Annotated in this window: 29 protein-coding genes, 1 pseudogene and 1 riboswitch; of the genes and pseudogenes, 18 read left to right on the forward strand and 12 right to left on the reverse strand. The window is 71.1% G+C overall.

All coding sequences use genetic code 11. The features are described from left to right. Positions 1-105 precede the first annotated feature (105 nt). The gene (locus tag ABKA19_RS08060) at positions 106-1,311 is read left to right on the forward strand and encodes an endonuclease/exonuclease/phosphatase family protein (protein ID WP_353688464.1); all 1,206 of its coding nucleotides are present in this window, start codon (positions 106-108) and stop codon (positions 1,309-1,311) included. A gap of 112 nt (positions 1,312-1,423) precedes the next feature. On the opposite strand, the gene purT is transcribed toward ABKA19_RS08060, so the two are convergent. Beyond that, on the reverse strand, positions 1,424-2,614 hold the full coding sequence (gene purT, locus ABKA19_RS08065) for a formate-dependent phosphoribosylglycinamide formyltransferase (RefSeq protein ID WP_353688465.1): 1,191 nt from the start codon (positions 2,612-2,614) through the stop codon (positions 1,424-1,426). Positions 2,615-2,854: 240 nt separating this feature from the next. On the opposite strand from purT, the gene ABKA19_RS08070 reads away from it, so the two are divergent. The 8 genes from ABKA19_RS08070 to ABKA19_RS08105 all read left to right on the forward strand — a co-directional run bounded on the left by ABKA19_RS08070 (position 2,855) and on the right by ABKA19_RS08105 (position 6,687). Further along, positions 2,855-3,730 carry an SPFH domain-containing protein gene (locus ABKA19_RS08070; RefSeq protein WP_162377801.1) on the forward strand — a complete coding sequence of 292 codons (876 nt, stop codon included), beginning with the start codon at positions 2,855-2,857 and terminating at the stop codon, positions 3,728-3,730. Positions 3,731-3,741: 11 nt separating this feature from the next. Further along, entirely contained in the window at positions 3,742-4,017 is a 276-nt protein-coding gene (locus tag ABKA19_RS08075) for a hypothetical protein (protein ID WP_353688466.1), read from the forward strand. 3 nt (positions 4,018-4,020) lie between these two features. Beyond that, a complete protein-coding gene (locus ABKA19_RS08080) occupies positions 4,021-4,200 on the forward strand; it encodes a type II toxin-antitoxin system antitoxin (RefSeq protein WP_162377803.1) in 180 nt (59 codons plus the stop codon). 2 nt (positions 4,201-4,202) lie between these two features. Continuing rightward, entirely contained in the window at positions 4,203-4,376 is a 174-nt protein-coding gene (locus ABKA19_RS08085) for a DUF4177 domain-containing protein (protein WP_374319420.1), read from the forward strand. Positions 4,377-4,389: 13 nt separating this feature from the next. Next, complete coding sequence (locus tag ABKA19_RS08090; RefSeq protein ID WP_274381869.1) at positions 4,390-4,512, forward strand: hypothetical protein; 123 nt, start codon at positions 4,390-4,392, stop codon at positions 4,510-4,512. A 116-nt stretch (positions 4,513-4,628) separates the two neighbouring features. Further along, entirely contained in the window at positions 4,629-5,189 is a 561-nt protein-coding gene (locus ABKA19_RS08095; RefSeq protein WP_353688467.1) for a PH domain-containing protein, read from the forward strand. Positions 5,190-5,201: 12 nt separating this feature from the next. Beyond that, positions 5,202-6,017 carry a M15 family metallopeptidase gene (locus tag ABKA19_RS08100; RefSeq protein ID WP_353688468.1) on the forward strand — a complete coding sequence of 272 codons (816 nt, stop codon included), beginning with the start codon at positions 5,202-5,204 and terminating at the stop codon, positions 6,015-6,017. Positions 6,018-6,144: 127 nt separating this feature from the next. After that, entirely contained in the window at positions 6,145-6,687 is a 543-nt protein-coding gene (locus ABKA19_RS08105) for a cytochrome b (RefSeq protein WP_353688469.1), read from the forward strand. A gap of 2 nt (positions 6,688-6,689) precedes the next feature. On the opposite strand, the gene ABKA19_RS08110 is transcribed toward ABKA19_RS08105, so the two are convergent. The 6 genes and pseudogenes from ABKA19_RS08110 to ABKA19_RS08135 form a co-directional block, all read right to left on the reverse strand. Further along, the gene (locus ABKA19_RS08110; protein ID WP_353688470.1) at positions 6,690-7,364 is read right to left on the reverse strand and encodes a DNA-3-methyladenine glycosylase family protein; all 675 of its coding nucleotides are present in this window, start codon (positions 7,362-7,364) and stop codon (positions 6,690-6,692) included. A 1-nt stretch (position 7,365) separates the two neighbouring features. Beyond that, on the reverse strand, positions 7,366-7,734 hold the full coding sequence (locus ABKA19_RS08115; protein ID WP_353688471.1) for a DUF423 domain-containing protein: 369 nt from the start codon (positions 7,732-7,734) through the stop codon (positions 7,366-7,368). 116 nt (positions 7,735-7,850) lie between these two features. Next, positions 7,851-9,011 carry a polyketide cyclase gene (locus tag ABKA19_RS08120; protein ID WP_353688472.1) on the reverse strand — a complete coding sequence of 387 codons (1,161 nt, stop codon included), beginning with the start codon at positions 9,009-9,011 and terminating at the stop codon, positions 7,851-7,853. 327 nt (positions 9,012-9,338) lie between these two features. Beyond that, positions 9,339-9,407 (reverse strand): annotated as a pseudogene (locus ABKA19_RS08125) (DNA-binding response regulator); the annotation flags it as partial. 83 nt (positions 9,408-9,490) lie between these two features. Then, entirely contained in the window at positions 9,491-10,132 is a 642-nt protein-coding gene (locus ABKA19_RS08130) for a response regulator (protein ID WP_162377811.1), read from the reverse strand. After that, the gene (locus ABKA19_RS08135) at positions 10,129-11,325 is read right to left on the reverse strand and encodes a sensor histidine kinase (protein ID WP_162377812.1); all 1,197 of its coding nucleotides are present in this window, start codon (positions 11,323-11,325) and stop codon (positions 10,129-10,131) included. The genes ABKA19_RS08130 and ABKA19_RS08135 overlap by 4 nt, the downstream gene beginning before the upstream one ends. Before the next feature lie 139 nt (positions 11,326-11,464). On the opposite strand from ABKA19_RS08135, the gene ABKA19_RS08140 reads away from it, so the two are divergent. From ABKA19_RS08140 to ABKA19_RS08160, 5 genes are all read left to right on the forward strand, one after another. Next, positions 11,465-12,061: a GNAT family N-acetyltransferase gene (locus tag ABKA19_RS08140; protein WP_162377813.1), complete on the forward strand. Its 597-nt coding sequence runs from the start codon at positions 11,465-11,467 to the stop codon at positions 12,059-12,061. Next, the gene (gene minC, locus ABKA19_RS08145; protein ID WP_502945740.1) at positions 12,045-12,839 is read left to right on the forward strand and encodes a septum site-determining protein MinC; all 795 of its coding nucleotides are present in this window, start codon (positions 12,045-12,047) and stop codon (positions 12,837-12,839) included. The genes ABKA19_RS08140 and minC overlap by 17 nt, the downstream gene beginning before the upstream one ends. Before the next feature lie 69 nt (positions 12,840-12,908). After that, the gene (gene minD / locus ABKA19_RS08150) at positions 12,909-13,718 is read left to right on the forward strand and encodes a septum site-determining protein MinD (RefSeq protein ID WP_353688473.1); all 810 of its coding nucleotides are present in this window, start codon (positions 12,909-12,911) and stop codon (positions 13,716-13,718) included. A 2-nt stretch (positions 13,719-13,720) separates the two neighbouring features. Continuing rightward, positions 13,721-13,975, forward strand: coding sequence for a cell division topological specificity factor MinE (gene minE, locus ABKA19_RS08155; RefSeq protein WP_162377815.1), 255 nt, complete (start codon positions 13,721-13,723; stop codon positions 13,973-13,975). A gap of 85 nt (positions 13,976-14,060) precedes the next feature. Then, the gene (locus tag ABKA19_RS08160; protein WP_353688474.1) at positions 14,061-14,534 is read left to right on the forward strand and encodes a hypothetical protein; all 474 of its coding nucleotides are present in this window, start codon (positions 14,061-14,063) and stop codon (positions 14,532-14,534) included. Between the two features lie 203 nt (positions 14,535-14,737). On the opposite strand, the gene ABKA19_RS08165 is transcribed toward ABKA19_RS08160, so the two are convergent. Next, positions 14,738-16,036 (reverse strand): sensor histidine kinase, encoded by a 1,299-nt coding sequence (locus ABKA19_RS08165; RefSeq protein WP_353688475.1) that lies wholly within the window; start codon positions 16,034-16,036, stop codon positions 14,738-14,740. Further along, entirely contained in the window at positions 16,029-16,718 is a 690-nt protein-coding gene (locus ABKA19_RS08170) for a response regulator transcription factor (protein ID WP_353688620.1), read from the reverse strand. The genes ABKA19_RS08165 and ABKA19_RS08170 overlap by 8 nt, the downstream gene beginning before the upstream one ends. Positions 16,719-16,926: 208 nt before the next feature. Between ABKA19_RS08170 and ABKA19_RS08175 the strand changes: the two genes are divergently transcribed. The 3 genes from ABKA19_RS08175 (at position 16,927) to ABKA19_RS08185 (ending at position 21,436) form a co-directional block, all read left to right on the forward strand. After that, positions 16,927-17,664 carry a phosphatase PAP2 family protein gene (locus ABKA19_RS08175; RefSeq protein WP_353688476.1) on the forward strand — a complete coding sequence of 246 codons (738 nt, stop codon included), beginning with the start codon at positions 16,927-16,929 and terminating at the stop codon, positions 17,662-17,664. Further along, positions 17,661-19,316, forward strand: coding sequence for a phosphoethanolamine transferase (locus ABKA19_RS08180; protein WP_353688477.1), 1,656 nt, complete (start codon positions 17,661-17,663; stop codon positions 19,314-19,316). The genes ABKA19_RS08175 and ABKA19_RS08180 overlap by 4 nt, the downstream gene beginning before the upstream one ends. A 101-nt stretch (positions 19,317-19,417) precedes the next feature. Further along, positions 19,418-21,436: a M2 family metallopeptidase gene (locus ABKA19_RS08185; protein WP_353688478.1), complete on the forward strand. Its 2,019-nt coding sequence runs from the start codon at positions 19,418-19,420 to the stop codon at positions 21,434-21,436. Between the two features lie 3 nt (positions 21,437-21,439). On the opposite strand, the gene ABKA19_RS08190 is transcribed toward ABKA19_RS08185, so the two are convergent. From ABKA19_RS08190 to ABKA19_RS08200, 3 genes are all read right to left on the reverse strand, one after another. Further along, positions 21,440-21,592, reverse strand: a complete 153-nt coding sequence (locus ABKA19_RS08190) for a hypothetical protein (protein ID WP_353688479.1) — start codon at positions 21,590-21,592, stop codon at positions 21,440-21,442. A gap of 141 nt (positions 21,593-21,733) precedes the next feature. Continuing rightward, positions 21,734-22,141, reverse strand: coding sequence for a hypothetical protein (locus ABKA19_RS08195; RefSeq protein ID WP_353688480.1), 408 nt, complete (start codon positions 22,139-22,141; stop codon positions 21,734-21,736). 23 nt (positions 22,142-22,164) lie between these two features. Next, positions 22,165-23,379: a multidrug effflux MFS transporter gene (locus ABKA19_RS08200; protein ID WP_353688621.1), complete on the reverse strand. Its 1,215-nt coding sequence runs from the start codon at positions 23,377-23,379 to the stop codon at positions 22,165-22,167. A 304-nt stretch (positions 23,380-23,683) separates the two neighbouring features. After that, positions 23,684-23,769, forward strand: a riboswitch (glycine riboswitch). Between the two features lie 166 nt (positions 23,770-23,935). On the opposite strand from ABKA19_RS08200, the gene gcvP reads away from it, so the two are divergent. Beyond that, positions 23,936-26,818, forward strand: a complete 2,883-nt coding sequence (gene gcvP / locus ABKA19_RS08205) for an aminomethyl-transferring glycine dehydrogenase (protein WP_353688481.1) — start codon at positions 23,936-23,938, stop codon at positions 26,816-26,818. Positions 26,819-26,960 lie beyond the last annotated feature (142 nt).

The following is a 26,960-nucleotide window of genomic DNA, read 5'->3' on the forward strand; positions in this document are numbered from 1 at the left end:
TCGGAATCCCGAGAGGGTCGCCTGTGCCGACGGCATCGGGTCGCCGATGACCCGGCTCCTGCGACAACACCCGCGCCGTCATCGGCGCGTGCCAGAATCGGACGCATGCACACTGCCGTCCGCCGCCTGCTCCCGGTCATCGCCCTGATGCTCTCCGCCTGCGCCAGCCACGATGCCGACGGCCCCGGCCAGGCTGCCGCCACCCTGCGCGTGGCCACCTACAACACCTCCCTCTACGACGATGCCGACGGCGGGGTGGTGCGGCGGCTGCAGGCCGGCGACGCGGGCGCGCGCAAGATCGCCGCGGTGCTGCAGCAGGTGCGCCCGGACCTGGTCCTGCTCAACGAATTCGACTACGACCCGGCGGGCGAGGCGGCCGACCTGTTCCAGCGCGACTACCTCGCGCTGCCGCAGCCCGGCGGCGGCGCGGCGCTGCACTATCCGTACCGCTATTTCGCCGCGGTGAATACCGGCGTACCCAGCGGGCTGGACCTGGACCGCAACGGCACGGTCGGCGGCGACGGTCGCGACCGCGGCAACGACGCCTGGGGTTACGGCCTGCACCCGGGCCAGTACGGCATGCTTGTGCTGTCGAAGTATCCGATCGATGCCGGCCAGGTACGCACGTTCCAGAGGCTGCGCTGGGCGGCGATGCCCGGCGCGCGCCGTCCGCTCGACCCGAAGACCGGCAAGCCCTGGCACGACGATGCGGTCTGGGAGCAGCTGCGGCTGTCGTCGAAGTCCCATTGGGATGTGCCGGTGCGCACGCCGGGCGGCATCGTGCACTTCCTGGTGTCGCACCCGACCCCGCCGGTGTTCGACGGGCCTGAGGACCGCAACGGCGCGCGCAACGCGGACGAGATCCGCCTGTGGCGCGAATACCTCTCGCCCGGCAACGCGGCGTGGCTGTGCGACGACGCGGGCCGCTGCGGTGGGCTGCCGGCCGACGCGCGCTTCGTCATCGCCGGCGACCTCAACAACGATCCGGTCGATGGCGACGGCCACCATGACGCGATCGTCGAGCTGCTCGAGCACCCGCGCGTGCTGCGCATGGCCACGCCGCGCTCGGAAGGCGGTGCGCAGAAGGCGCGCGCCTACGCCGAGCAGGGACTGGCCCGGCGCGGCGCGGGCGAGCATGTCACCGGCGATTTCGGCCCCCGGGCCGGCGCGATGCGGCTAGACTACGTGCTGCCCTCCACCGGTTTCGAACTGCGCGGCAGCGGCGTGTTCTGGCCGCGATCGGACGATCCGGCCGCGGCCATCGCCGACGGCAGCGACCACCACCTGGTCTGGGTCGACCTGGCCTTGTAGGAGCCGATTCATCGGCGACCCGATGCCGCCGGCACGGGAGGCTGCCTCGCTCCCAACCCGCCCTGTCGCCGATGAATCGGCTCCTACAACAGCGACGGCGGCCGGCCGCGACTCAGTCGATCCGCACCTCGATCCCGATCGCCGCGGCCGCATCGCGGGCGATGGCCCGCGCCGCGTCGATGTCGCCGGCGCGGGCCAGGGTCACGCCGACGCGGCGATGGCCTTCCACGCGCGGCTTGCCGAACAGGCGCAACTGGGTGTCCGGCATCTGCAGGGCGGTGTCGATGCCGGAGAACACCGGCACGCCGTGCCCATGCGCCAACAGCGCGCAGGAAGCGGACGGGCCGCTCTGCCGGATCACCGGCACCGGCAGGCCCAGGATCGCGCGCGCATGCAGCGCGAACTCGCTCAGCTCCTGCGACACCAGGGTCACCAGGCCGGTGTCGTGCGGGCGCGGCGACACTTCCGAGAACCACACCTGGTCGCTCTTCACGAACAGTTCCACGCCGAACAGGCCCCAGCCGCCCAGGTCGTCGGTGATCGCCCTGGCGATCGCCTGCGCGCGCTCCAGCGCGGTGGCCGACATCGGCTGCGGCTGCCAGCTCTCGCGGTAGTCGCCATCGCGCTGCAGGTGGCCGATCGGCTCGCAGAACGAGGTGCCGCCGGCGTGGCGCACCGTCAGCAGGGTGATCTCGTAGTCGAAGTCGACGAAGCCCTCGACGATGCAGCGGCCGGCGCCGGCGCGGCCGCCGGTCTGCGCGTATTCCCAGGCCGCATCGATTTCCTCCGGCACCCGCACCGTGCTCTGGCCCTTGCCCGAGGACGACATCACCGGCTTGACCACGCACGGCAGGCCGACCAGCGCGATCGCCTGGTGGTACTCCTCGAGCGTGTCGACGAAGCGGTAGGGCGAGGTCGGCAAGCCCAGGGTCTCGGCGGCCAGCCGGCGGATGCCCTCGCGATCCATGGTCAGGCGCGCGGCGCGCGCGGTCGGGATGACCTTCTGGCCGTGGTCGGTCTCCAGCTGCACCAGGGTCTCGGTGTGGATCGCCTCGATCTCCGGGACGATCAGGTCCGGCTTCTCGCGCGCGATCAGGTCGCGGAGCGCGAAGGTGTCGAGCATGTCCAGCACGTGGCTGCGATGGGCGACCTGCATCGCCGGCGCGTCGGCGTAACGGTCGGCGGCGACCACCTCCGCCCCCAGCCGCTGCAGCTCGATGGCGACTTCCTTGCCCAGCTCGCCGGACCCCAGCAGCAGGACACGGGTGGCGTGGGGGGACAGCGGGGTTCCGATGCGGACCATGGGCGGCGTCGAGGCGAGAGAGGGCCGCACAGTGTAGAGCGGGGCCTGTCCCGCTGCCCCGCCCGGCTCCACGGGTCGGCCGCTCCATCACCTGCCCCCGCCCTGCGCGGGCTTCTGCGCGGTTTCCTCGTCGTGGTCGCAGCGGGGCGAGCCCCGCTCTACGACAGCCCGGGCCCTCCCTGGACCATTGACAACTGATATCACAATGATATCTTTTTCTTGCGACCCAGGAGACCCGCCATGAAAGAGCTTCCGATCCGTTCCCTGCCCGGCATTCCCGTCCTCATCGTGGCCCTGCTCGCCAGCGCGGCGGCGGCCTGGCTGTTCTTCACCGGCATGGGCGCCGGTGGCGCGCCGGGCAGCGGCATGCGGGTGGCCGCCTCCGGACTCCTGGTCCTGCTGGTGATCCTGCTGTTGACCGGCCTGTACTCGATCCAGCCCAACCAGGCGGCGGTGCTGAGCCTGTTCGGCAAGTACGTGGGCACGGTCAAGGAAGCCGGCCTGCGCTGGAACAACCCCTTCTACTCCAAGCGCAAGGTCAGCCAGCGCGTGCGCAACTTCGAGAGCGGCAAGCTCAAGGTCAACGACCTGGACGGCAGCCCGATCGAGATCGCCGCGGTGATCGTGTGGCAGGTGGTCGACGCCTCCGAGGCGGTGTTCAACGTCGACGACTACGAGAACTTCGTCCATATCCAGTCCGAGTCGGCGCTGCGGGCGATGGCCGCCAGCTACCCCTACGACCAGCACGACGAGGGCCAGACCGCGCTGCGCAGCCATCCGCAGGAGATCTCCGACCACCTGCAGGCGCAGATCGCCGAGCGCCTGGGCACGGCCGGCGTGGAGGTGATCGAGGCGCGCATCAGCCATCTGGCCTACGCCCCGGAGATCGCCCAGGTGATGCTGCAGCGGCAGCAGGCCAACGCGGTGATCGCCGCGCGCACGCGGATCGTGGCCGGCGCCGTGGGCATGGTCGAGATGGCCCTGCACGAGCTGCAGAAGAACGGCGTGGTCCAGCTGGACGAGGAGCGCAAGGCGCAGATGGTCAGCAACCTGCTGGTGGTGCTGTGCGGGGACCGTGGCATGCAGCCGGTCCTGAACGCCGGCTCGCTGTACTGAGGCGGCCTGCCGTGGACGCGCTGGTGCCGCTGATCGTCGCCGTGACCGGGTTGCCCGCGCTGGGCATCGCCGCCTGGCATGCCCGCGCGGACGACGCGCACGGTCGCGGCACCGCCTTGCGCTGGGCGCTGATCGCCCTGTCCATCCTCGCCGGCGCGGTCGGCCTGTACTTCGCCACCGGCCGACAGGCCGCGCAGGTCGCGGTGGTGGTGGCGATGGTGGTGGCGGTCAACGCGCTGGCGGTGTCGATGGTGCTGCACCTGCGCCGCGGCGGCACGAGGCGCTAGGCGATGGCGGAGAAGAAGGCCTATCCGCTGCGAATCAACGCCGAGGTGCTGGCGGCGGCGCAGCGCTGGGCCGACGACGAGCTGCGCAGCCTCAACGCGCAGATCGAGTACGTGTTGCGCGACGCGCTGCGCAAGGCAGGCCGGCTGCCGAAGCCGGGCGGCAACGGTGAAACGGAGGAGTGAGCATGCGCTGGCAGTACCAGGTGATCGAGGTCAAGCCCAGCCTGATGGGCGCGTTCAAGCAGGAAGTACTGCAGGAAGCCCTGGTGCGCCAGGGACAGCTGGGCTGGGAACTGGTCCAGATCGTATCGCCCGGCCCGATGATGGCGCTGCTGGCGGTGTTCAAGCGCGAAGCCTGACGGAGAAACGCACATGCTGCACATCGTCCACCTGATCGAGCGCCGGTTCGGTCCGCGCGCACGGCCCTTGCTCATCGCCCTCGTGGCCGCATCGGCCTGCACCCTGCTCGCCGGCCTCGCGCTGGCGCTGCGCTGACTTTCGCGTGGCGTACCTTCCCCGGCGATGACGGCCCCGCTGCTTCCCTCCATCCGTTCCTCGATTGCGCCGGGAGTCCCGCAATGAGTCCAGTCGCCGAACCTCGGTTCCAACTCGTGCCCCCGGGCCCCCGCGCACGCGCCTGGCTGTTCACGCTCTGCCTGCTGCTGCCGCTGGTGCTCACCGCCGCCACGCTGGCAATTCCAGTACTGACCGGCAGCGCGACCAGCCTGGTCGGCGGCAGCGTGCCCCTGACCGTGGCGCTGGTCCTCGGCGGACTGGTCCTGCTGTGCGGCGCGCTGTGGTGGGTGCTGGCGCGCTCCATGCAGCGGCAAGCCCTGCGTGTCTCCGCCGACGCGCTGGAGGTCCGTTCGTCCTTCTACCGCTGCACCACGCCGCTGGCGGAACTGAAGCTGGACCAGGCGCGGGTGGTGGACCTGGACGAACGCACCGAGCTGAAACCCACGCTCAAGACCAACGGCTTCTCGATCCCCGGTTTCCACAGCGGCTGGTTCCTGCTGCGCAACCGCCGCCGCAGTTTCGTCGCCATCACCGATGGCCGGCGCAAGCTGTGGCTGCCGGGCAGCGGCAGGCACGACCTGCTGATCGAACCGGCCGACCCGGCCGCGCTGCTGGCACGGCTGCGCGAACTGGCGATGCACTCCGGACGCGGCTAACCTGCCGCCACGATGCGCACGCCCCTCGCCCCGCTCCAGGCCCGCCTGCTCAATACCGCCGCGATCGAGCTGTGGCCGGCCGGGCTGCTGCGCGCGCGCGGCAACGCCGACGCGCGCGCGCTGTCCCGCGCCCGCCAGGTGCTGCGACGCAAGCGCGATGGCCGCTACCTGGCCGCGGTGCTGGACGAAGGCCTCTGGCCGCTGGTGCCGCGGCTGGCCCGCGAACCGGGCATCGACGCGGCCCTCGACCTGCTCGACGCCCCGGGCCCGGCCCGCGGCCCGGCGCATCCCCCCCGGGACATGCCGCTGCACGGCCTGGAAGACCGGCTGGCGGCGCTGGGCATCGATGGCGCGTACGCGCGCCGCACCGGACTGGCGCTGGTCGCCGAGCCGGAGTGGCTGCTGCTGGCCGGCTTCGACCGCTACCGCCGCCCGCTGTGGCTGGCCCCGGCCGCGGCGCGCGCCTGGCAGGCGATGCGGCGCGACGCTGCCGCGGGCGGAATCGCGCTGGAGGCCATCTCCGGCTACCGCAGCCACGACTACCAGCTCGGCATCTTCGAGCGGAAACGCGCCCGCGGACTGGAAGTGGCGGAGATCCTGCAGGTCAACGCCGCGCCGGGCTACAGCGAGCACCATGGCGGCGAAGCGCTCGACATCGGCACGCCGGGCGAACCGCCGGCCGAGGAATCGTTCGAGACCACCCCGGCGTTCGCCTGGCTGTCGCAACACGCGGCCAGGCACGGGTTCTCGCTCAGCTACCCGCGCGACAACCCGCACGGCATCGTCTACGAACCCTGGCATTGGCGGTTCCGCGGCCGCGATCGCTGAGTCGGCAAGACGGTCGCCCGTCGCGGCCGCGTCCGCACGGGGATGGCCGCCGGCTCCCTTGACCACGATCAAGGCCCACCGCCGGACCGCGGCCGATACTCGGCAGAGGCGACTCTTGGACACGACCATGCCCCCGATTCCAGCTGCCCGCTTTCCTCGCCGCCTGGTCGTCCTGCACTGGCTCACCGTGCTGCTGCTGGCCGCGGTCTACGCCACGATGGAGCTGCGCGGCCTGTTCCCGCGCGGAAGCGCTTCGCGCGAAGCGATCAAGACGGCGCACTACTTCCTCGGCCTGTCGGTCTTCGCCCTGACGTGGGTGCGCCTGGGCCTGCGCCTGGCCGGCAGGCCCCCGCCGATCACGCCACGCCCGCCTGCGTGGCAGTCGTTCCTGTCCGCGGCCGTCGCGCTCGCGCTGTACGGCCTGCTGCTGGCGATGCCGGTCATCGGCTACCTGCTGCTCAACGCCGAAGGCCACGCGCCGTCGATCGCCGGCCTGCAGCTGCCGCTGCTGGTTGCCGAGAACCATGCCCTGGCCGAACGCCTGGAAGGCTGGCACGAGGGCATCGCAGTCGCCGGCTACTGGCTGGTCGGACTGCACGCCCTGGCGGCGCTCTACCACCACCACGTGCGCCACGACGACACCCTGCTGCGGATGTCGCTTCGCCGCTGAGGTCAGTCCTGCGAGCGGTTGACCGGCGCCTTCGCCTCCGCGGCGAAGTCAGCGATCCGCCACAGATACAGGCTGGCATAGGTCCGGTACGGCCCCCACTTCTCGCCGCGCGCGGCCAGCTCCTTCGGCGTCGGCATCGCCTCCAGCCGGTCGACCCTCTGCGCGCCCTTGCGGACGCCCAGGTCGTCCACCGGCAGCACGTCCGGCCGTCCGAGGCGGAACATCAGCATCATCTCCACCGTCCAGCGGCCGATGCCCCGCACCGGCACCAGCGCGGCGACGATCTCGTCCTGGTGCATGGTGGCCATGCGGCGCAGGTCGGGAATCTCCCCCCTCGATTCGCGCGCGGCCAGGTCGCGCAGCGCGAGGGTCTTGTTGCCCGACACCCCGCAGGCACGCAGTGCGGCATCGTCGATGCGACCGAGCGTATCGTGGTGCAGCCGGCTGCTTCCGATCGCCGCTTCGACCCGGCCGACGATGGTTGACGCCGCCTTGCCGGACAGTTGCTGGAACAGGATCGCGCGGGCCAGGGCATCGACCGGGTCGAAGGGCTTGCGCCAGCGCGGTTCGGCCGGCAACGGGCCGAGCCGCTTCATCCATGCGCCGAGCCGGCGGTCGCGACGGGAGAGGTGGTCGTAGGCGGCCTCCACGTCGAAGCCTCGGGCGTGGCGCGGCATGTCAGCGCCTCGCCACGCCGACCGCGTACAGGAGCCAGCTGGCCATCAACACGGTGCCGCCCAACGGCGCCAACCGGGTCGGCCAGCCCAGCAGCGCGGCGAAGGTGAGACTGCCGGCGAACAGCAACGTACCGGCCAGAAGGCCTGCCAGCGCGAGCAGCGGCACGCGCCGCGCGGCGGCCGGCGCCAGCGCGGCCAGCGCGATGCCATGGCCGAACGCATACAGGCTCGCGAGCTGCAGGTTGCCGCGCGCATGCGCGTCGGCGACGCCATGGGCGGCATAGGCCGACAGGCCGACCGCCAGCGCCGCCAGCACCGCACCGGCGGCGGCCAGCCACGCCCCTGTTCGTCCACCGTCCCGCCACGCCATCGGCTTTCCTCCACGGCGCAACTGCGCCGCTGGCGCGAGCCTAAACGAAAAAGCGCCGCTTGCGCGGCGCTCGTTCGCGGGATCCGGTAGCCGCGCCGGCCAGGGCCGGCGACCGGTTACTTGATCGCCCAGTAGATGTCGTACGTGCCTTCGGCGGTGAACGACTTGTCGACGCCCCCCTTCCAGATTTCGTACGGACGGTCGGTGACCTCGTAGCCGTGGGTCACGGCCCAGGCACGCAGCGAGCTGCGCGCGGCATCCAGCTCGGCCATGTAGCCGGTGTAGGAGGCGAACGCGGCGCGACGCGGCTCGGTGCGGATGTACTCGACCGGGGCACCCGCCGGCACCGTGACCTTCAGCGGCTCGCCTTCGGCGGCCAGCTGCACGGCCACGTCCTCGGCCGGGGTGTCGGTCTCCGGGTCCTTCGGCTCGCCGGCCAGCGGGGCCTGCGGGGCCTCGGCGACCTTGCGGCGGACCGGCACGGCCACGTCGAACGCGTACTTCTCAGCGCCGAAGTCGGTGGTGATGATCCGCACCGGACCGGCGGCCTCCAAGCCCGGGTTCGCTTCCAGGGTGCGCTTGATCCACTCCTGGTTGTTCTTGATCGACTGCTTGATCGCCTCGTTGTTGCGGTCGATGTTGCCGGCGTTGACCACCAGCAGGTCCAGCGCGGGCACGTCGACGATCTTCAGGCCGGTCAGCGGCACGCCCTCGGCGCGGTAGTCGAAGTTCGGCACCGAGGCGAGCATGTTGGACATGCGGCCCAGGCCGAGCTTGATGTCGTCGCCGACGTGGCGGCTGACGTACAGGCCGGCATAGCGGCCCAGCAGGTTCCAGCCGTAGTCGACGTCATAGGTCTGGGTGATCTTGACGTTGCGGTTGTTCTTGCCGGTCGGCTCCAGCAGGAACTGCACGGTCTTGTCGTCGCCGCGCGCCGGGTCCTCGACCTTGATCACGACCTTCTCGTTCGGGACGCTGTCGACGATCTCCCAGCTGCCCTTGCCGATGCGGCCCTCGTTGGACACGTAGTCCAGGCGCGCGCCGACGCCGGCTTCGGGGCCGGTGACGTTCAGCTGCATCTGCGGGTCGCGCAGGACCAGCGGGTTCCAGTCCTTGAAGCGGCGCAGGTTGTTCACCGTGTCGTACACGATGGTCATCTTGCGGTTGGTTTCGACGCTCTCGGAAATATGGCGGTGCGAAGGCAGGACAAGGCCGATCACCAGGGCCAGAACAGCCACGATGCCCAAGGCGATCAGGAACTCGTAAATGCGGGTCATGCAGGAGTCTCCGGGGCCGAATCCACGGCAAATTGACAAGGCGAGCCGCGAATCCTAACAGGCTTCGCCGCCCGCGCGCAGCCGGCCAGGTGACCCGGCCACGACGTGAACGAAATTCTTACACCGGGCGTGGCCCGATGTCCCCATGGGACAGGCTGCGTAGGCACCGGGTTCCCGCGCTTGCCGGCCAGGCGCTGAACGGCCTCGGGCCCCGGGATACGCTCGCGTACGCGCGGCGATCGACGGGACATCCCGGCCGCTGCCCGGGAGCCGCCGCGTGCGCCCGCGATCGCCCGCCGCGCTGCGGTGGGCCGGGCATCCTGCCACTCAGACCAGCTGCAGCTCGAAGGCCTTGAGGACGGCGCGGGTGCGGTCGCGCACGCCGAGCTTGCTCAGGGTGAGCGGGCGCCGTTTGCGAGCCGCCGGCTCGCGCGCCCGCGAACGCCCGCCGCGCTGCGGTGGGCCGGGCATCCTGGCCTTCAGACCAGCTGCAGCTCGAAGGCCTTGAGTACCGCGCGGGTGCGGTCGCGCACGCCCAGCTTGGACAGGATGTTGGACACGTGGTTCTTGATCGTGCCCTCGGCCACGCCCAGCGAGTTGGCGATCTCCTTGTTGGAGAAGCCGCTGGCCATCAGCCTCAGGATCTCGGTCTCGCGGTCGGTCAGCGGGTCCGGGCGGTCTAGGCTGACGAAGTCGTTGCGCATGTGCTCCAGCCCCGACAGCAGGCGCTGGGTCACGGCCGGCTGCACCAGCGATCCGCCCTCGGCCACGGTCCGGATCGCCCCGACCAGCTGCTCCAGCGACACGTCCTTGAGCAGGTAGCCCTTGGCCCCGGCCTTGAGCCCGGCCAGCACCAGCTGGTCGTCGTCGAAGGTGGTGAGGATGATCGTCGGCGGCAGCTGCTCCTGGCGCGACAGCACCTGCAGCGCCTCCAGGCCCGACATCGCCGGCATGCGCATGTCCATCAGGACCACGTCCGGCTTGACCTGGGGGATCATCTCGACCGCCTGGCGGCCGTCGCCGGCCTCGGCGACCACCTCGATGCCGCCATCGAGCGCCAGCAGTGAACGGATGCCCTGGCGGACCAGGGTCTGGTCGTCGACCAGGCAGACTCGGATCATGGAAGCGCTCCTTCGATGGCCGGGTGGGCCGGGGTGGAGACGGGAATGGAAAGGCGCAGGCGGAAACCTTCGCCGCGCCGGGTCTGGATGTCGAGGGTACCGCCGCACTGCTGGACCCGTTCGCGCATGCCGCGCAGGCCGTTGCCCGGAACCAGCCCGTCGGCGCCCTGGCCATCGTCGACGGCCTCCAGCACCACCGCGCCCGACTCGCGCCGCACCCGGATCCGCAGGTGGCGCGCGCCGGCGTGGCGGACGGCATTGGTGATGATCTCCTGGGTACAGCGCAGCATCACGTGGGCGCGCTCGGGGTCGTCGATGGCCAGCGGCGACTCCACTTCCAGGGTGATGTCCAGGGACGGCACGTGGTCGGCCAGCGGCCGCAGGGCGGCGGCCAGGTCGATGCCGCCGCTGGAATCGCGCAGCTGGCTGACCGCCTCGCGCACGTCGGTCAGCAGCAGCCGGGCCAGGGTGTTGGCCTGGCGCACGTGTTCCTGGGCCCGGCCCTGGGTCATGTGGCTGGCCACTTCCAGGTTCAGGCTCAGCGCGGTCAGGTGGTGGCCGAGCAGGTCGTGCAGCTCGCGCGAGATCCGGGTGCGCTCGTTGACCCGCGCGCTTTCGGCCAGCAGCGCGCGGGTGGCGCGCAGTTCGGCATTGAGCCGGCGCTGCTCGTCGCGGGCCTGGGCCTGCTGCCGCGCGACCAGGCTGGTCACGTAGATGAACATCGAGAAGCCGGCGTAGAGCAGCGACTGCATCAACGCCTCGAACAGCGGCATCCGGAACACGGTGTAATAGATCGGCAGCACCGCCAGCTGGCTCAGCAGCAGCAGGACCACGCCCGACCCGGCCGGCAGCAGCCACGGGATCACCCCGGCGGCCACCATCAGCAGGATGCTGCCCAGGCCGGACCCGTTGAAGTAGCTCACCGCCAGCGCGAACACGGTCAGCACCAGCAGCAGCAGCCGGTCCATCCAGCTGCCCGCGGCATGGCCCAGCCCGCGCGTCAGCCACCAGTAGCAGGCGCCGAAGCCCAGGTAGCAGGCGAACAGCCAGATCGCACGCGCGCCCAGGCTGGCCAGTTCCTCGCCCCCGTCGGCGGGCACGTACTGCGAGTACACCAGCGGCACGCCCACCATCGCCCAGGTGAACAGGCCGGCGTAGCGCAGCAGGCGGGTATGGCTGAGGCGTCCGAACATGACCGCATCTTACGGGCCCGCCCGCCCGGCCGCGGCGGACGGAAGTCATGCCTGCTCGCGGGGGCTTCCCCCCCGTGCGATAATCCCGCCCGGCCGCGCCGCCGGCCGGTTTTGTCCTACTGGAGTCGGCTTTACCCCCATGTCCATCGTCATCCGCGACGTGCGCGAACACGAGCTGGATTCGGTCCTGGCGCTCAACAACAATGCCGGCTCGGCGATCCTGCCGCTGGACGCGGCCCGGTTGCGCGCGTTCTACGAGCAGGCCGAGTACTTCCGCGTCGCCGAGCGCGACGGCAACCTGGCCGGCTTCCTGGTCGGCTTCGGCAGCGGCAGCGACCACGACAGCAGCAACTTCGCCTGGTTCAAGGCCCGCTACCCGCACTTCTTCTACATCGACCGGATCGTGGTCGCCAGCCGGCGCCGCGGCGGCGGTGTCGGCCGTGCGTTCTACGCCGACGTGCAGAGCTACGCCGAGCTGCGCTACCCGCAGCTGTGCTGCGAGGTGTTCCTCGACCACGGCGCCGACCCGGCGCTGCTGTTCCATGGCAGCTTCGGCTTCCACGAGGCCGGGCAGAACGTGATGCCCGACGTGGACGTGCGCGCCAGCATGATGACCAAGACCCTGTGCAGCTATCCGTGGGTGCACGAGACCTACGGCGACGCCCTGCCCGACCTGCCCTGGGTCGGCCGTCCCCGCCAGCGCCAGCCGCGCGACAGCCGTGCGACGGGTACCTGACGTGGCGGTGGCGGCGAACGACTACGAACAGGCGGGCGAACTGAAGATCGGCCAGGTCGGCATCGCCAACCTGCGCATCCGCACCCTCGACGTCGACCAGCTCGTGCGCGAGATGCGCGAGCGCGTGCAGCGCGCGCCCAAGCTGTTTGGCCGTGCCGCGGTGATCGTCGACTTCGGCGGCCTGGCCCGCACCCCGGACGAGGCCACCGCCCGTGCCCTGATCGACGGGCTGCGCGAGGCCGGCGTGCTGCCGGTGGCACTGGCCTACGGCACCCGCGACAACGACGCCCTGGCCGAACAGCTCGGGCTGCCGGTGCTGGCCAAGTTCCGCGCCCAGTACGAACATGCCGATGCGGCGCCGGCGCCGGCGCCGGCACCACGCGCCGCGCCGGAACCGGCCGCCGCCCCGCGCGCCGCCGCCCGTACCGCACCGGCGGAAAAGCCGCGCGCCCCCGGCCGCATCCAGAAGACCCCGGTGCGCTCGGGGCAGCAGCTGTACGCCGAAGGCTGCGACCTGACCGTGCTGTCCACCGTCGGCGCCGGCGCCGAAGTCATTTCCGACGGCTCGATCCACATCTACGGCACCCTGCGTGGCCGCGCCCTGGCCGGCGCCCAGGGCAATGCCGAGGCGCGGATCTTCTGCCGAGACTTCCACGCCGAGCTGGTGGCCATTGCCGGCCACTACAAGGTGCTGGACGATATCCCCGAGAAGCTGCGCGGCAAGGCCGTGCAGATCTGGCTGGAAAACGACCAGCTCAAGCTGGCCGCGCTCGAATGACCCCCGGCGCGCCGGCGGCAACGCCGCCTGGCGCGCCCACCCCCCGCACGCAGCACCAGGAGACATCCATTGGCTGAAATCATCGTAGTCACTTCCGGCAAGGGCGGCGTCGGCAAGACCACCTCCAGCGCGAGCATCGCCATCGGCCTGGCCAAGCGCGGCCACAAGACCGCGGTGATCGATTTCGACGTCGGCCTGCGCAACCTGGACCTGATCATGGGCTGCGAGCGCCGCGTGGTGTACGACTTCGTCAACGTCGTCCACGGCGAGGCCACGCTCAAGCAGGCCCTGATCAAGGACAAGCGCTTCGACAACCTCTACGTGCTGGCCGCCTCGCAGACCCGCGACAAGGACGCGCTGACCAAGGAAGGCGTGGAGAAGGTGCTCAAGGACCTGGCGGCCGACGGCTTCGACTACATCGTCTGCGACTCGCCGGCCGGCATCGAGAAGGGCGCGTTCCTGGCCATGTACTTCGCCGACAAGGCGGTGGTGGTGGTCAACCCGGAAGTGTCCTCGGTGCGCGACTCCGACCGCATCATCGGCCTGCTCGACTCCAAGACCCGCCGGGCCGAGGGCGGCGAGACCGTGCCCTCGCACCTGCTGCTCACCCGCTACAGCCCCGCGCGCGTGGCCACCGGCGAGATGCTCAGCATCACCGACGTGGAGGAAGTGCTCGGACTGAAGGCGGTCGGCGTGATCCCCGAATCGTCGGACGTGCTCAATGCCTCCAACAAGGGCGAGCCGGTGATCCTGGAAGGGGAGTCGGAGGCCGGCCAGGCCTACGACGACGCGGTGGCGCGCCTGCTCGGCGAAGACCGGCCGATGCGATTCACCACCCTGGAGAAGAAAGGCTTCTTCAGCAAGCTGTTCGGAGGTTGAGCATGGGACTGTTCGATTTCCTGAAGGCCAAGAAAGACACCGCAGCCACGGCCAAGAACCGGCTGCAGATCATCATCGCCCAGGAGCGCAGCAGCCGCGGCGCCCCGGACTACCTGCCGCTGCTGCGTCGCGAGCTGCTCGAGGTGATCAAGAAGTACGTCAACGTCGACGTCGACGCGGTCAAGGTCGACGTGATCAAGGACGGCGACCACGACGTGCTCGACATCTCGGTGGCCCTGCCGGAAGGCAACGGCTGACGGCCGGCCGGGGCCGCGCGCCCCGGCGACCCACCCTGTAGCGCCGCCAGCCACGCGACCGGCGCGCGCGAGCGCAACCCGGACGATGGACGCCCCCGCCCCCCCGATCCTGTGCCTGCGCGACATCGCCCTGGGCGATGCCGCCTCGCTGCTGTCGCGCCACGGGCTGACCCTCGAACCGGTCGCCGACGGCGACCCGATCCCGGGCAGCTACTGGGGCGAACCGGAGGCCGGGATCATCGGCACCACGGTCTTCGCCCGCGGCGACACGCCGGTGCATTCGATGCTGCACGAGGCCTGCCACCTGATCGTGCTGCCGCCCGAGCGCCGGGCCGCGGTGCATACCGACGCCACCGACTCGGTCGCCGAAGAGGACGCCACCTGCTACCTGCAGATCGTGCTGGCCGATTCGTTGCCGGGCGTGGGCCGGGCGCGGCTGATGGCGGACATGGATGCGTGGGGGTACACCTATCGGCTGGGGTCGACGCAGGCGTGGTTCGAGCAGGATGCCGACGATGCGCGGCAGTGGCTGGTCGAACGCGGCCTGCTTCCGGCCTGAGCGCAGGACAGCGGCAATGCCGCAGCGCGTGGCGACGCGCCGACCCGTGCCAGCGCCCTGGCGGCATGGCGGCGCGGTTCGAGCAGGACGCCGACGATGCGCGGCAGTGGCTGGTCGAACGCGGCCTGCTTCCGGCCTGAGCGCGGCCCGGTCGGCCGCCCCGGCCGCCGACGCGCCGGGCGCTGCGGCGCGCACGTCGTCATTCACGCAAGGCGCGAGCGCCCCAGGTCCAGGCTCACGCGGGTCCCCTGCGGCTGGCGCGCGGTGAACACCAGGCGCCAGCCCAGGTGCTCGCACAGGCGCGCGATCAGTTCCAGGCCGATTCCCTCGGAACGGTCGTCGCCCGTGCCGCGGGCCAGGCGCGCGTGGATCGCGCTGATCTCCTCGGGCGACATGCCGTGGCCGGGATCGTCGATCGTGGCCACCCCCGCAGCCGACAGGCCGACGCGGACGACCCCGCTGTCGCTGCTCTCGATCGCGTTGCGCAGCAGGTTGCCGATCGCCGCGCGGACCACGCCCGGCGGCGCCATCACCGTGCATGGCGCCAGCGGTTCGAACTCCACTGCCAGCTGCTTGTCGCCCAGCAGGTGCGCATGGTCTTCGACCACCTGCCGGATCACCGCGTCCAGTTCGACCGGCTCGGACAACGCCGCCAGCCGCGCCGGTTCGCGCGCGAGCACCAGCAGCAGCTGGATCAGCTGCTCCACGTCCTGCGCGGTACGCAGGACCCGCTGCATCTGCGCGCGTGCCTGCGCGGGTAGCGCGGGGTTGCCCAGCGCCAGCTCGGTGGCCCCGCCGATCACCGCCAGCGGCGTGCGCAGCTCGTGGCTGGCGGTGGTGATGAACACCCGTTCGCGCTCCACGAAGCGGGCATTGCGCTCGAGGTAGTCGTTGAGTGCCTGGGCGATCACGTACAGCTCGGAACTGCCGCCACGCGCGACCTCGATCCGCTGCCCCGGCGCGCCGGGACGCAGGTGGGCGATGTCCTCGGCCAACACCGAGAGCGGCCGCACCAGCCGGCCCACGCCGAGCCAGGCCGCCAGTCCGGTGACCACGATCAGGACGATGCCGCCCAACAGCGCCAGGCGCTCGGCGAACGACTCCATCTCGTGGAAGTCCTCGATGTCCAGCACCAGCGCCAGCCGTCCGTACCGCCCACTCCGTCGCACCATGACCGCGCTCAGGCGGCCGTCCACGTGGACGTTGTCGTGCAGGCCGTCAGCCAGCCCGCGCAGCTCCCCGGGCAGGTCGGTGGTCGAATCCAGGCGATACAGCCGCAAGGTGTCCGAGTCCTGCCAGCGGTAGCCCGGGTCGCGCGCGGCATGCTCCTCGATCGCCGCGAGTTCCGAGCCCAGCAGCGAGCGCCACGCCGCGTGCTCGGCGTGCTCGTGGACCTGGATGCCCACGGCGAACACCAGCACCGAGACCACCGCGGTGAACGCGAGCAGCCACAGGACCATGCGCCGGCGCAGCGATGCCGGCCTGCGCGGGCGCTCAGCCATCGCCCGGCGCCTGCCTGGCGAGCCGGTAGCCGACCCGCGGCAGTGTGTGGATGAGCTTGTGCGGGAACGGCCCGTCGACCACGCGGCGCAGTTCGTAGATATGCGAGCGCAGCAGGTCGCCCTCCGGCGGAGCATCGCCCCAGAGCGCGAACTCCAGCTCGCCCCGGCTGAGCGCGCCGGGACTGGCGCGCATCAGCGCCTCCAGCAGTTTGCGGCAGGCCGGGTACAGGTGCAGCGGGCGGCCGTCGCGCCGTACCTCGAGCGTGGCCAGGTCCAGCACCAGTCCGTCCACTTCCAGGACCTTCTTCTGCTGCCGTCCGCGCACGCGCAGCAGCAGCGATTCCAGCCGGATCTCCAGCTCGGGCAGCGCGAACGGCTTGGTCAGGTAGTCGTCGGCGCCGGCACGGAACCCGGCGATCTTGTCCGGCAACTCGTCGCGGGCGGTGAGCATGATCGCCGGCGTCTCCAGATGGTGCTGCTCGCGCAGGCGGCGCAGCATCTCCGGGCCATCCATCCGCGGCAGCATCCAGTCGACCACCAGCGCGTCATAGGCGTGGCTGGTCGCCAGGTGCAGGCCGGTCAAGCCGTCGGGCGCGGCGTCGAGCACATGGCCGCGCGCCTCGAAGTACTCGAACAGGTTGGCGACCAGTTGACGGTTGTCTTCGATGACCAGCAGCCGCATGGCCGGATCCGGGGGGCGACGGGCCATGGTAGTCCTCCGGCCGTCGGAATTCCGTCGGAGGCCGGCGGAAACTCCGGTCGCCGCGATCCACCCGCGATGAACGCCGCCTGCACCTTAACCCGGTGGCAACACCGCTCCGACCGCAGTCCGACACCGGCGCCACCAGCATGGCCGCGCCTTCCCTGCCTCGCGTGCCGCCTTGTCGTCCATGCCCGATCCGTTTCCTGCGCCGCGGCCGACGCTGCCCACCTGTTTCCTGGCCCGGCACCTGGCGTGGCCGTTGGCGGCGGCCGTGGTGGCGAGCGTGCTGCTGATGCGCGCCGGCGGCGACCGCTGGCTGGCCGACGCGCTGTTCGGGCTGGAGGGCGGCCACTGGGTTCTGCGCGAGCACTGGTTGACCAGCACGGTGATCCATCGCGGGGGCAAGTGGCTCAGCCTGCTCGCCGGGCTGGTGGTGCTCGCCCTGAATCTGGCCGCGCTGCGCCGCCCGCGATGGGCGCCCCTGCGCCGGCCCCTGCTCTACCTGCTGCTCGCCAGCGCGCTGGGCAGCGCCAGCGTCTCGCTGCTCAAGGCCGCGACCGACGTCGCCTGTCCCTGGGATCTGGCACGCTATGGCGGTGCGCGCGACGACGCCGGCGCGTCCGCGCTGGCCGCCGCCCGCGTGCCGCGCCTGGCGTGCTATCCGGCCGGCCACGCCAGCGCAGGCTACGCATGGGTCTCCCTGTACTTCGCCGCGCTGCTCTGGCGGCCGCGCTGGCGTTGGCGCGGGCTGGCCATCGGCCTGGCCGCCGGCGCGCTGTTCGGCGCCGGACAGCAACTGCGCGGCGCGCACTTCCTCTCCCATGACGTCGCCGCGCTCGCCATCTGCTGGGTGGTGTCGCTCGGCCTGTACTGCCTGTTCGTCCGCGTCCGGCCCGGCCGCCTGCCGCCGCAGGTGCAGGCATGAGCACCTGGCCGCTGCGACGCCCGGCCTGGCCGGCGCTGGCCAACCGCCTGCGGGCGCGTCCAACCCTGAGCACCGAGGCGCTCATCGGCTGGGCCGCGCTGTTCTTCACCCTCGCCTGCAACGGCCTCTTCTGGCGCAGCGCGCTGGCGGTGCACCCGGGCAGCCTGCGGCTGGCGTCGGCGCTGTTCCTGCTGCTGGCCGGCGTCCATGGCCTGCTGCTGGGCCTGCTGGTATGGCGCTGGAACGCGCGCATCGTGCTGGGCACGCTGCTGCTGGCCGCGCTTGCCGCCGCGCACTACATGGACCGCTACCACATCTATTTCGACGTGGACATGCTGCGCAACGTGCTGGCCACCGACCCGAAGGAAGCCGGCGAACTGCTGACGCTTTCACTGCTGTGGCCGCTGGCCCTGGCAGTGGTGCCGGGCTGGCTCCTGTGGCGGGTACGGCTGTTGCGACGGCGCCTGCCGCAGGCGTTGCGGCGGCGGGCACTGCTGCTGGCCACCGCCGTGGGCATGGTCGCCAGTGGCGTCCTGCTCGCCTCGCAGGACCTGACCCCGCTGCTGCGCGCGCACCGCGAGATCCGCTACCTGGCGACTCCAGCCAACCTCCTGGTCGGCCTGCCGCGCGCGTTGCGTCAGGCCGACCCGGGCCATCGTGCGCCCAGGTTGCCGCTGGGCACCGACGCCCGCGCCATCGTGCGCGGTCCTGGCAGCCGGCCGCGCTTGCTGGTGATCGTCGTGGGTGAAACGGTGCGAGCGGCGAACTGGGGCCTGGACGGTTACGCGCGTCAGACCACCCCGGAACTGGCCCGGATCGGCGTGGTCAACTTCCCCGACATGCGCTCGTGCGGCACCGCGACCGAAGTCTCGCTGCCCTGCATGTTCTCGCCCTGGGGCAGGCGCGACTACGACCAGGCACGCATCCGCGCCCACCAGTCGCTGCTGCACGTGCTCGAGCATGCCGGCATCGCCACCCTGTGGCGGGACAACCAGTCCGGTTGCAAGGGCGTGTGCGAGGCGCTGGAGATCGACCACCTGGACGATGCTGCCGATCCGGCGCTGTGCGCCAACGGCCGCTGCATGGACGAGATCCTGCTGGAGCGGCTGGCCGAGCGCGCGCGGGCCCGGCCCGGTGACCGGGTGCTGGTGCTGCATCCGCTCGGCAACCACGGCCCCAGCTACTTCCAGCGGTATCCGCCGGCGTTCCGCCGCTACCAGCCGACCTGCGACACCCCGGACCTGGGCGGCTGCAGCCGCCAGCAGATCGTGAACAGCTACGACAACGCGGTGCTCTACACCGACCATTTCCTCGCCCGCACCATCCAGGCGCTGGGCCGCATGGACGATTACGACACCGCCATGATCTACCTCTCCGACCACGGGGAATCGCTCGGCGAAAAAGGCCTTTACCTGCACGGCATGCCGTGGGCGATCGCGCCCGAACAGCAGGTCCGGGTGCCGATGGCCATGTGGTTTTCGGCCGGCTTCAGCGCCGCGCGCAAGCTCGACCTGGCCTGCCTGCGCGAACGGGCCGCCCAGCCGGCCGACCACGACAACCTGTTCTCCTCGGTCCTGGGCCTGATGCAGGTCCGCACCTCGCTCTACGAGCGGGACCTGGACCTGTTCGCCGGCTGCACCCCGCCGGCGTGAGCGGCGGCGGCCGGCCAGGAGCGCGCGGACGCGACCTACCCTTGCGACCGGGCCGTGCAGCCACTAGCCTGCCCGCACCGCAAGCCCACCGGGGACCCTACGTGAAACACCGCCACCTGCTGCTCCCGCTCGCCATCGCCGCGGGCGTGCTCTCGCTGTCCGCCTGCAAGAAGGAAGCCACCCCCGGGGATGCCGCCGCCCCCGCCGCCACCGCGCCGTCCGGCGAGACCGCCGACGAGTTCGTCGCCCGGGTCAACGCCGAGTACAAGGCGGCGTTCCCGGAGATGACCTCGGCGCAGTGGCTGTCGTCGACCTACATCAACGACGACAGCCAGCGCGTGGCGGCCAAGGCCAACGAGCGTGCACTGGCCCAGCTCAATGCCTGGATCGAGGAGGCCAAGAAGTTCGAAGGCCAGCCGATGAGCGAGGACAGCAAGCGCGCCCTGGCGCTGCTCAAGCTGATGACCGCGATGCCCGCGCCCAAGGACCCGGCCAAGCTGTCCGAGCTGGCGAGCATCGCCGCCAAGATGGAAGGCGACTACGGCGCCGGTACCTACTGCACCGGCGAAGGCGAGGCGAAGCAGTGCCGCCAGCTGGGCGAGCTCGAAGACGTGCTGCGCTCCAGCCGCGACTACGACGCCCAGCTCGATGCGTGGCAGGGCTGGCACAGCATCGCCAAGCCGATGCGCCAGGACTACGCGCGCTTCGTCGAGCTGGTCAACGAGGGCGCCAGGGAGATGGGCTATGCCAACACCGGGGCGATGTGGCGCAGCGGCTACGACATGCCGCCGGACCAGTTCGCGGCCGAGACCGACCGCCTCTGGGAGCAGGTGCGCCCGCTGTACGAGCAGCTGCACTGCTTCGCGCGCGACCGCCTGCAGCAGACCTACGGCGTGGAGAAGGGCCAGGTCGGCGGCGGCCTGATCCCGGCGCACCTGACCGGCAACATGTGGCAGCAGGACTGGGGCAACCTGTGGGACATGCTGCAGCCCTACCCCGGCGCCGGCAGCCTGGACATCACCGGCGCGCTGGAGAAGCAGTACCAGCAGGACCTGGGCGCGGCGCTGTACAAGCGCGGCCCGGGCGCCGACGCCAAGGCGCGCTTCGAGGCCGAACGCGAGGCGCAGCTGCAGGTCGCCAAGCAGATGACCGAGCGCGCGCAGGACTTCTACGTCTCGCTGGGCATGCCCAAGCTGCCGGAGAGCTACTGGCAGAAGACGCAGTTCATCAAGCCGCTGGACCGCGACGTGGTCTGCCACGCCAGCGCGTGGGACATGAACATGGAAGGCGACGTGCGCACCAAGATGTGCATCAAGCCCAACGAGGAAGACTTCACCACCATCTACCACGAGCTGGGCCACATCTATTACGACCTGGCCTACAACGTGCAGCCGCCGCTGTTCCAGAACGGCGCCAACGACGGCTTCCACGAGGCCATCGGCGATACCATCGTGCTGGCGATGACGCCGAAGTACCTGGAGTCGATCGGCCTGGTCGGTGCGCAGAGCCAGAGCCAGGAGGCGCTGATCAACGCGCAGATGCGCATGGCCCTGGCCAAGGTCTCGTTCCTGCCGTTCGGCCTGATGATCGACCGCTGGCGCTGGGGGGTATTCGACGGCTCGATCGCCCCGGAGCGCTACAACCAGGCCTGGTGGGAGCTGAAGGCCAAGTACCAGGGCGTGGCCCCGGCCAGCGCGCGCGGCGAGGAGTTCTTCGACCCGGGCGCCAAGTACCACGTGCCGGGCAATACCCCGTACACGCGCTACTTCCTCTCGCACGTGCTGCAGTTCCAGTTCTACAAGTCGCTGTGCGAAGCGTCCGGCCACACCGGCCCGCTGTACGAATGCAGCTTCTACGGCAACCCGGAGGCGGGCCGGAAATTCCAGGCGATGCTGGCGCGCGGCGCCAGCCAGCCGTGGCAGGCCACGCTGAAGGAGCTGACCGGCAGCGAGCAGATCGACGGCGGCGCGGTGCTGGAGTACTTCGCCCCGCTGCAGGAGTGGCTCAAGCAGCAGAACCAGGGCAAGCAGTGCGGCTGGCAGGCGACGGCGGCCGCACCGGCCGCGCCGCAGGCTCCCGCGGTCCCGCAAGCGCCGGAGGCGCCTGCCGGACAGGGCTGAGCGTCACTCCACCGATGCAACACGGGCGCCCTCGCGGCGCCCGTTCTTTTTTTGGCCGCGGGCCGCCTGTTCCACCGCAGCGCCCATCCACCGGCAATCCCGCATCGTCGGCAGGGCGGTGGCGTCGTGGCTCTCCAGCGGCGTCGGGTCGCCCATGAGGATGGGCTCCTACACGAGCTGGCCAGCCGCTCCTCATGCAGGAGCCGATTCATCGGCGACCCGACGCGGTCGACCTGGACAGCGATCCCATGGATCCAGCGGCGTCCGCCGACCAGGGGGGCGCCTACGCGAGCGCGGTCACTGCACTGTGCCCTGCGTCGCCGGCTGCGCCGCGGCCATCTCGTCCTCGAGCTGCTTCTCGTAGTCGGCCAGCGACTTGCCGTGGGCGGCCGCTTCCAGCTCGGCCTCGTCACGCAGGGCATCGGAATAGACCAGCTTGACCGGAACGCCCTTCTCGTCGTGCAGGCGCTGGGCGCGGCGGATCAGCATGAGCACCTGCGCGGCGCTGTCGCTGCTGCCGACGATGCGGCCGTCCATGCCCAGCACCCACACGCCGGACTGGCGGACGATCCCGGCCAGGAGGTTGTCGTCGCGGTCGCGCAACTCGGCGTGCGGCTCGATCGCCGGCGCATCGCCGCGGCGGTTGCGCTCGCGCTCGGCCTTGCGCCTGCGGGCGTCGCGACGGGCCTTGGACTGGATCGACATGCGGTACTCCGGAGGAAAAAAGATCAGAGCTGGTCGCCCGGCTCCAGTGTCGGCGATGAGGGCGGTGGCGGGAAGCGGCGCGACACGCGCGCCTCCCAGCGCCAGAACGCCCAGCCCAGGACGACGAAGGCGGCCATGCCCAGCGCCAGGTGCAGGCCGTGCTGGCTCAGCAGCGGCGACAGCGCGCCGGCCACGGCCGCATTGAGCACCAGCTGGGTGAACGCCTGCAGCGACGAGGCCGAGCCGCGCTGGCGCGGGTACATGTCCAGGATCGCCAGGGTCAGCACCGGGAACACCAGGGCCACGCCGAACGCGGCCAGGCTCATCGGCAGCACCGCCCAGGGCACCGACAGCGCCGGCGCCAGCGCGCTGTAGAGCACGTTCGCCAGCGCCGCCACGCCCATGCAGGCATAGCCAACCCCGACCTGGTACGGCGGCTGCCAGCGCCCGGCCACGCGTCCGGACAGGAACGCGCCCAGGGTCATGCCGCCGATGGTCGGGATGAACAGCCAGGCGAACTGCTGCTCGCCCAGGCCCAGCAGGTCCATCACGAACGCCGGTGCCGAGGCGATGTACAGGAACAGGCCGGCGAAGCCGAACGCGCCGGCCGCGGCCAGGCGCTGGAAGCGCGGGTTCAGGGCGATGGCCAGGTAATCGCGCGCCAGGCGGCCCGCCCGCAGCGGCATGCGCGAGGCCGGCGGATGGGTCTCCGGCAGCCACAGCGCGGTGCTGGCCAGCAGCAGCACCGAGAACGCGGCCAGGAACCAGAAGATCAGCGGCCAGCGCCCGGCGCCGAGCATCCAGCCACCGATGATCGGCGCGATCGCCGGGGCGATGCCGAAGATCATCGACACGTGGCTCATCAGCCGCTGCGCATCGCTGCCGTGCAGCACGTCGCGGATCACCGCCCGGCCCACGATCAGGCCCACGCCGGCCGACAGGCCCTGCAGCGCGCGGAACGCGAGCAGGATCCGCAGGTCGGGCGCCAGCGCGCAGCCGACCGAGGCGACGATGAACACCGACAGCCCGCCCAGGATCACCCGGCGCCGGCCGATCGCATCGGACAGCGGCCCATGGACGATGCTCATCAGCGCATAGGCGGCCAGGTAGACGCTGATGGTCTGCTGCATCGCCAGCTTGTCGGCGCCGAACTGCGCGGCCATCTGCGGGAAGGCCGGGAAGATGGTGTCGATCGAGAACGGGCCGAACATGGCCAGCCCGCCCAGCAGCAGGGCCAGGCGGCGGGTCGACGGGGCGCGGGGACCGTTCACCGGCGCGCTCCCGGCGCCCGGGCGGCCCGGTTCGCCTGACCCCGCGCCCGCGCCACCCCGGCCGGAACCCCGCCGTGCCCGGGTCGGGAGGCGGGTGCCTGATGGGGTGGAACGGCGGGTATGCGCATGGCGGCTCCTGGACCGGGCTGGCCCGCCGGCATGCCAGCCCCCCGCCGATCGCGAGGGTGCCGGAGACGGCGCTGAATGCGGGCCATGGTAAGCCATCGCCCGCGGCCGGCGTGGCACCGGCCGGCGTATAATCCCGCCCACACCGCGTGCGGTGGGAGAAGCGGGGCAACCCGCTGCCGAAGGCGCAAACGCCCGTAATCGCTCAGGCTCCCATACCACCGCGCCGAACACACACTCTGGAGAGACCGGCCGCCCGCCAGGGCCGCGCCGGCGCCGAAGGGGCACGAAGCCGCGACCTCGTCCGCGCAGCTTCCAAACTCTCAGGCAAAAGGACAGAGGGGCACCCCGTCGCGCGACCGCGCGGCGCCTTCCTGCCCCTGTCCGGACCGACTCCATGTCCCAGCACACCTCCTCCCTGCGCGGGCACAGCCTTCGCCAGCTCGAGCAGCACGACGCCTTCGTCGGCCGCCACATCGGCCCCAACGATGCCGAGATCGAAACCATGCTCGCCACCGTCGGCCACGCTTCGCTGGAGGCGCTGACCGATGCGATCGTGCCGGCCAGCATCAAGTCGCCCGCCCCGCTCGCGCTGCCCGACAGCCTCACCGAGGAGGAGGCGCTGGCCAAGATCCGCGCGCTGGCGCTGAAGAACCAGGTGTTCCGCAACTTCATCGGCCAGGGCTACCACGGCACCCACACGCCGAAGGTGATCCTGCGCAACATCCTCGAGAACCCGGCCTGGTACACCGCCTACACGCCGTACCAGGCGGAGATCTCGCAGGGCCGGATGGAAGCGCTGATCAACTTCCAGACCATGTGCGCCGACCTGACCGGCATGGAGATCGCCAACGCCTCGCTGCTGGACGAAGCCACCGCCGCGGCCGAGGCCATGACCCTGGCCAAGCGCTCGGCCAGGTCGAAGTCCGACACCTTCTTCGTCCACGACGCCGTGCACCCGCAGACCCTGGAAGTGCTGCGCACGCGCGCCGAGCCGCTGGGGATTGTCTTGCGCGTGGGCACGCCGCAGGAGGCGATGGAGGCCGAGTCCTTCGGCGTGCTGCTGCAGTACCCGGACACCTTCGGCCACGTCGGCGACCACAAGGCGCTGGCCGAGGCCGTGCATGCGCGCGGCGGCCTGGTCGCCGTGGCCACCGACCTGCTCGCGCTGACCCTGATCGCCGCACCCGGCGAATGGGGCGCGGACATCGTGGTCGGCAACAGCCAGCGCTTCGGCGTGCCGTTCGGCTTCGGCGGCCCGCACGCGGCGTTCATGGCCTGCCGCGACGCCTACAAGCGCTCCATGCCCGGGCGCCTGATCGGCGTATCGGTGGACGCGGCCGGCAATCCGGCCTACCGCCTGACCCTGCAGACCCGCGAGCAGCACATCCGCCGCGAGAAGGCCACCTCCAACATCTGCACCGCGCAGGTGCTGCTGGCGGTGATGGCCTCGATGTACGCGGTCTACCACGGCCCGGAGGGCCTGGTCCGCATCGCCCGCCGTACCCATCGCCTCGCCGCGATCCTGGCCGCGGCGCTGCGCGCGGCCGGCGTGAACGTGGGCGAGCGCTTCTTTGACACCCTGCACGTCAAGGACGTGGACGCCGGCGCGATCCTGGCCAGGGCGCGCCAGGCCGGCATCAACCTGCGCGAGATCGACAGCGAAGCGCTGGGCATCAGCCTGGACGAGACCACCACCCGCGCCGACATCGTCGCCCTGGGCGCGCTGTTCGGCGCGCAGGTCGACGTCGACGCGCTCGACGCCGCCACCGCAGACGCGTTGCCGGCGGACCTGGTCCGCACCAGCCCGTTCCTGACCCACCCGGTCTTCAACACCCACCACAGCGAGCACGAACTGCTGCGCTACATGCGCGCCCTGGCCGACAAGGACCTGGCGATGGACCGCACGATGATCCCGCTGGGCTCGTGCACGATGAAGCTCAACGCCACCGCCGAGATGATCCCGGTGACCTGGCCCGAATTCGGCGCGATCCACCCGCTGTCCCCGGCCGAGCAGGTCCAGGGCTACCGCCAGCTGATCGAGGAGCTCGAGGCGATGCTGGCCGAGTGCACCGGCTACGACGCGGTCAGCCTGCAGCCGAACTCCGGCGCGCAGGGCGAGTACGCCGGCCTGCTGGCGATCCGCGCCTACCACGCCTCGCGCGGCGAGGCGCACCGCGACATCTGCCTGATCCCCGAATCGGCGCACGGGACCAACCCGGCGTCGGCGCAGATGTGCGGCATGAAGGTCGTGGTCACCAAGTGCGATGCCAACGGCAACGTCGACGTGGAGGACATCCGCCGCGCCGCCGAGAAGCACTCGGCGAACCTGGCCGCGATCATGATGACCTACCCCTCCACCCACGGCGTGTTCGAGGAGGACGTGGTCGAGATCTGCCGGATCGTCCACGAACACGGCGGGCAGGTGTACACCGACGGCGCCAACATGAACGCCCTGGTCGGCGTGGCCAAGCCGGGCAAGTGGGGGTCGGACGTCTCCCACCTGAACCTGCACAAGACCTTCTGCATCCCGCACGGCGGCGGCGGCCCGGGCGTGGGCCCGTGCGCGGTGAAGGCGCACCTGGCGCCATTCCTGCCCAAGACGCTCGGCGGCCACGGTGAGGTCGGCATGGTCAGCGCCGCCAGCTTCGGCAGCGCCTCGATCCTGCCGATCAGCTGGATGTACGTGGCCATGATGGGCGCGGCCGGCCTGCGCAAGGCGACCCAGGTCGCGCTGCTCAACGCCAACTACATCTCCCGGAAGCTCGCGCCGCACTACAAGACCCTCTACACCGGCCGCAACGGCCTGGTCGCGCACGAGTGCATCCTCGACGTGCGTCCGCTGGAGAAGGCCACCGGCGTCACTGCCGAGGACGTGGCCAAGCGCCTGATCGACTTCGGCTTCCACGCGCCCACGCTGAGCTTCCCGGTGCCGGGCACGCTGATGGTCGAACCGACCGAGAGCGAGTCGCTGCACGAGCTCGACCGCTTCATCGACGCGATGATCCAGATCCGCGAGGAGATCCGCGCGATCGAGGACGGCCGCCTGGACCGCGAGGACAATCCGCTCAAGCATGCCCCGCACACCGCCGCGCAGGTGTCGGGCAGCGAGTGGACCCATTCCTACCCGCGCGAGCTGGCGGCGTTCCCGCTGACCACGCTGAAGCAGCAGAAGTACTGGCCGCCGGTGGCCCGCGTGGACAACGTCCACGGCGACAAGAACGTGTTCTGCGCCTGCATCCCGGTGGACGCGTACAAGGACGAAGCCGCCGAGGCCTGAGCCTGGCGGTTGTGTGGCAGGAGGAAAGCCCCGCAATGCGGGGCTTTCTTTTTGGGCGGCACACGCACGAACCGCGTCGCGTGTCCTTCGCGGGCGACTCCGTCGTTGCGATGGCTCGGCGATCGGAAGCGCAAGGTCGAAT

Source organism: Pseudoxanthomonas sp. Soil82 (assembly GCF_040446535.1).
GTDB lineage: Bacteria > Pseudomonadota > Gammaproteobacteria > Xanthomonadales > Xanthomonadaceae > Pseudoxanthomonas > Pseudoxanthomonas kaohsiungensis.

What these genes read in the sequence shown, in the direction of transcription:
- ABKA19_RS08060 (WP_353688464.1), top strand. Translation starts at nt 106, where the DNA reads ATGCACACTGCCGTCCGCCGCCTGCTCCCGGTCATCGCCCTGATGCTC.
- purT (WP_353688465.1), bottom strand. Translation starts at nt 2,614, where the DNA reads ATGGTCCGCATCGGAACCCCGCTGTCCCCCCACGCCACCCGTGTCCTG.
- ABKA19_RS08070 (WP_162377801.1), top strand. Translation starts at nt 2,855, where the DNA reads ATGAAAGAGCTTCCGATCCGTTCCCTGCCCGGCATTCCCGTCCTCATC.
- ABKA19_RS08080 (WP_162377803.1), top strand. Translation starts at nt 4,021, where the DNA reads ATGGCGGAGAAGAAGGCCTATCCGCTGCGAATCAACGCCGAGGTGCTG.
- ABKA19_RS08085 (WP_374319420.1), top strand. Translation starts at nt 4,203, where the DNA reads ATGCGCTGGCAGTACCAGGTGATCGAGGTCAAGCCCAGCCTGATGGGC.
- ABKA19_RS08090 (WP_274381869.1), top strand. Translation starts at nt 4,390, where the DNA reads ATGCTGCACATCGTCCACCTGATCGAGCGCCGGTTCGGTCCGCGCGCA.
- ABKA19_RS08100 (WP_353688468.1), top strand. Translation starts at nt 5,202, where the DNA reads ATGCGCACGCCCCTCGCCCCGCTCCAGGCCCGCCTGCTCAATACCGCC.
- ABKA19_RS08105 (WP_353688469.1), top strand. Translation starts at nt 6,145, where the DNA reads ATGCCCCCGATTCCAGCTGCCCGCTTTCCTCGCCGCCTGGTCGTCCTG.
- ABKA19_RS08110 (WP_353688470.1), bottom strand. Translation starts at nt 7,364, where the DNA reads ATGCCGCGCCACGCCCGAGGCTTCGACGTGGAGGCCGCCTACGACCAC.
- ABKA19_RS08115 (WP_353688471.1), bottom strand. Translation starts at nt 7,734, where the DNA reads ATGGCGTGGCGGGACGGTGGACGAACAGGGGCGTGGCTGGCCGCCGCC.
- ABKA19_RS08120 (WP_353688472.1), bottom strand. Translation starts at nt 9,011, where the DNA reads ATGACCCGCATTTACGAGTTCCTGATCGCCTTGGGCATCGTGGCTGTT.
- ABKA19_RS08130 (WP_162377811.1), bottom strand. Translation starts at nt 10,132, where the DNA reads ATGATCCGAGTCTGCCTGGTCGACGACCAGACCCTGGTCCGCCAGGGC.
- ABKA19_RS08135 (WP_162377812.1), bottom strand. Translation starts at nt 11,325, where the DNA reads ATGTTCGGACGCCTCAGCCATACCCGCCTGCTGCGCTACGCCGGCCTG.
- ABKA19_RS08140 (WP_162377813.1), top strand. Translation starts at nt 11,465, where the DNA reads ATGTCCATCGTCATCCGCGACGTGCGCGAACACGAGCTGGATTCGGTC.
- minE (WP_162377815.1), top strand. Translation starts at nt 13,721, where the DNA reads ATGGGACTGTTCGATTTCCTGAAGGCCAAGAAAGACACCGCAGCCACG.
- ABKA19_RS08160 (WP_353688474.1), top strand. Translation starts at nt 14,061, where the DNA reads ATGGACGCCCCCGCCCCCCCGATCCTGTGCCTGCGCGACATCGCCCTG.
- ABKA19_RS08165 (WP_353688475.1), bottom strand. Translation starts at nt 16,036, where the DNA reads ATGGCTGAGCGCCCGCGCAGGCCGGCATCGCTGCGCCGGCGCATGGTC.
- ABKA19_RS08170 (WP_353688620.1), bottom strand. Translation starts at nt 16,718, where the DNA reads ATGCGGCTGCTGGTCATCGAAGACAACCGTCAACTGGTCGCCAACCTG.
- ABKA19_RS08175 (WP_353688476.1), top strand. Translation starts at nt 16,927, where the DNA reads ATGCCCGATCCGTTTCCTGCGCCGCGGCCGACGCTGCCCACCTGTTTC.
- ABKA19_RS08180 (WP_353688477.1), top strand. Translation starts at nt 17,661, where the DNA reads ATGAGCACCTGGCCGCTGCGACGCCCGGCCTGGCCGGCGCTGGCCAAC.
- ABKA19_RS08190 (WP_353688479.1), bottom strand. Translation starts at nt 21,592, where the DNA reads ATGGGCGACCCGACGCCGCTGGAGAGCCACGACGCCACCGCCCTGCCG.
- ABKA19_RS08195 (WP_353688480.1), bottom strand. Translation starts at nt 22,141, where the DNA reads ATGTCGATCCAGTCCAAGGCCCGTCGCGACGCCCGCAGGCGCAAGGCC.
- gcvP (WP_353688481.1), top strand. Translation starts at nt 23,936, where the DNA reads ATGTCCCAGCACACCTCCTCCCTGCGCGGGCACAGCCTTCGCCAGCTC.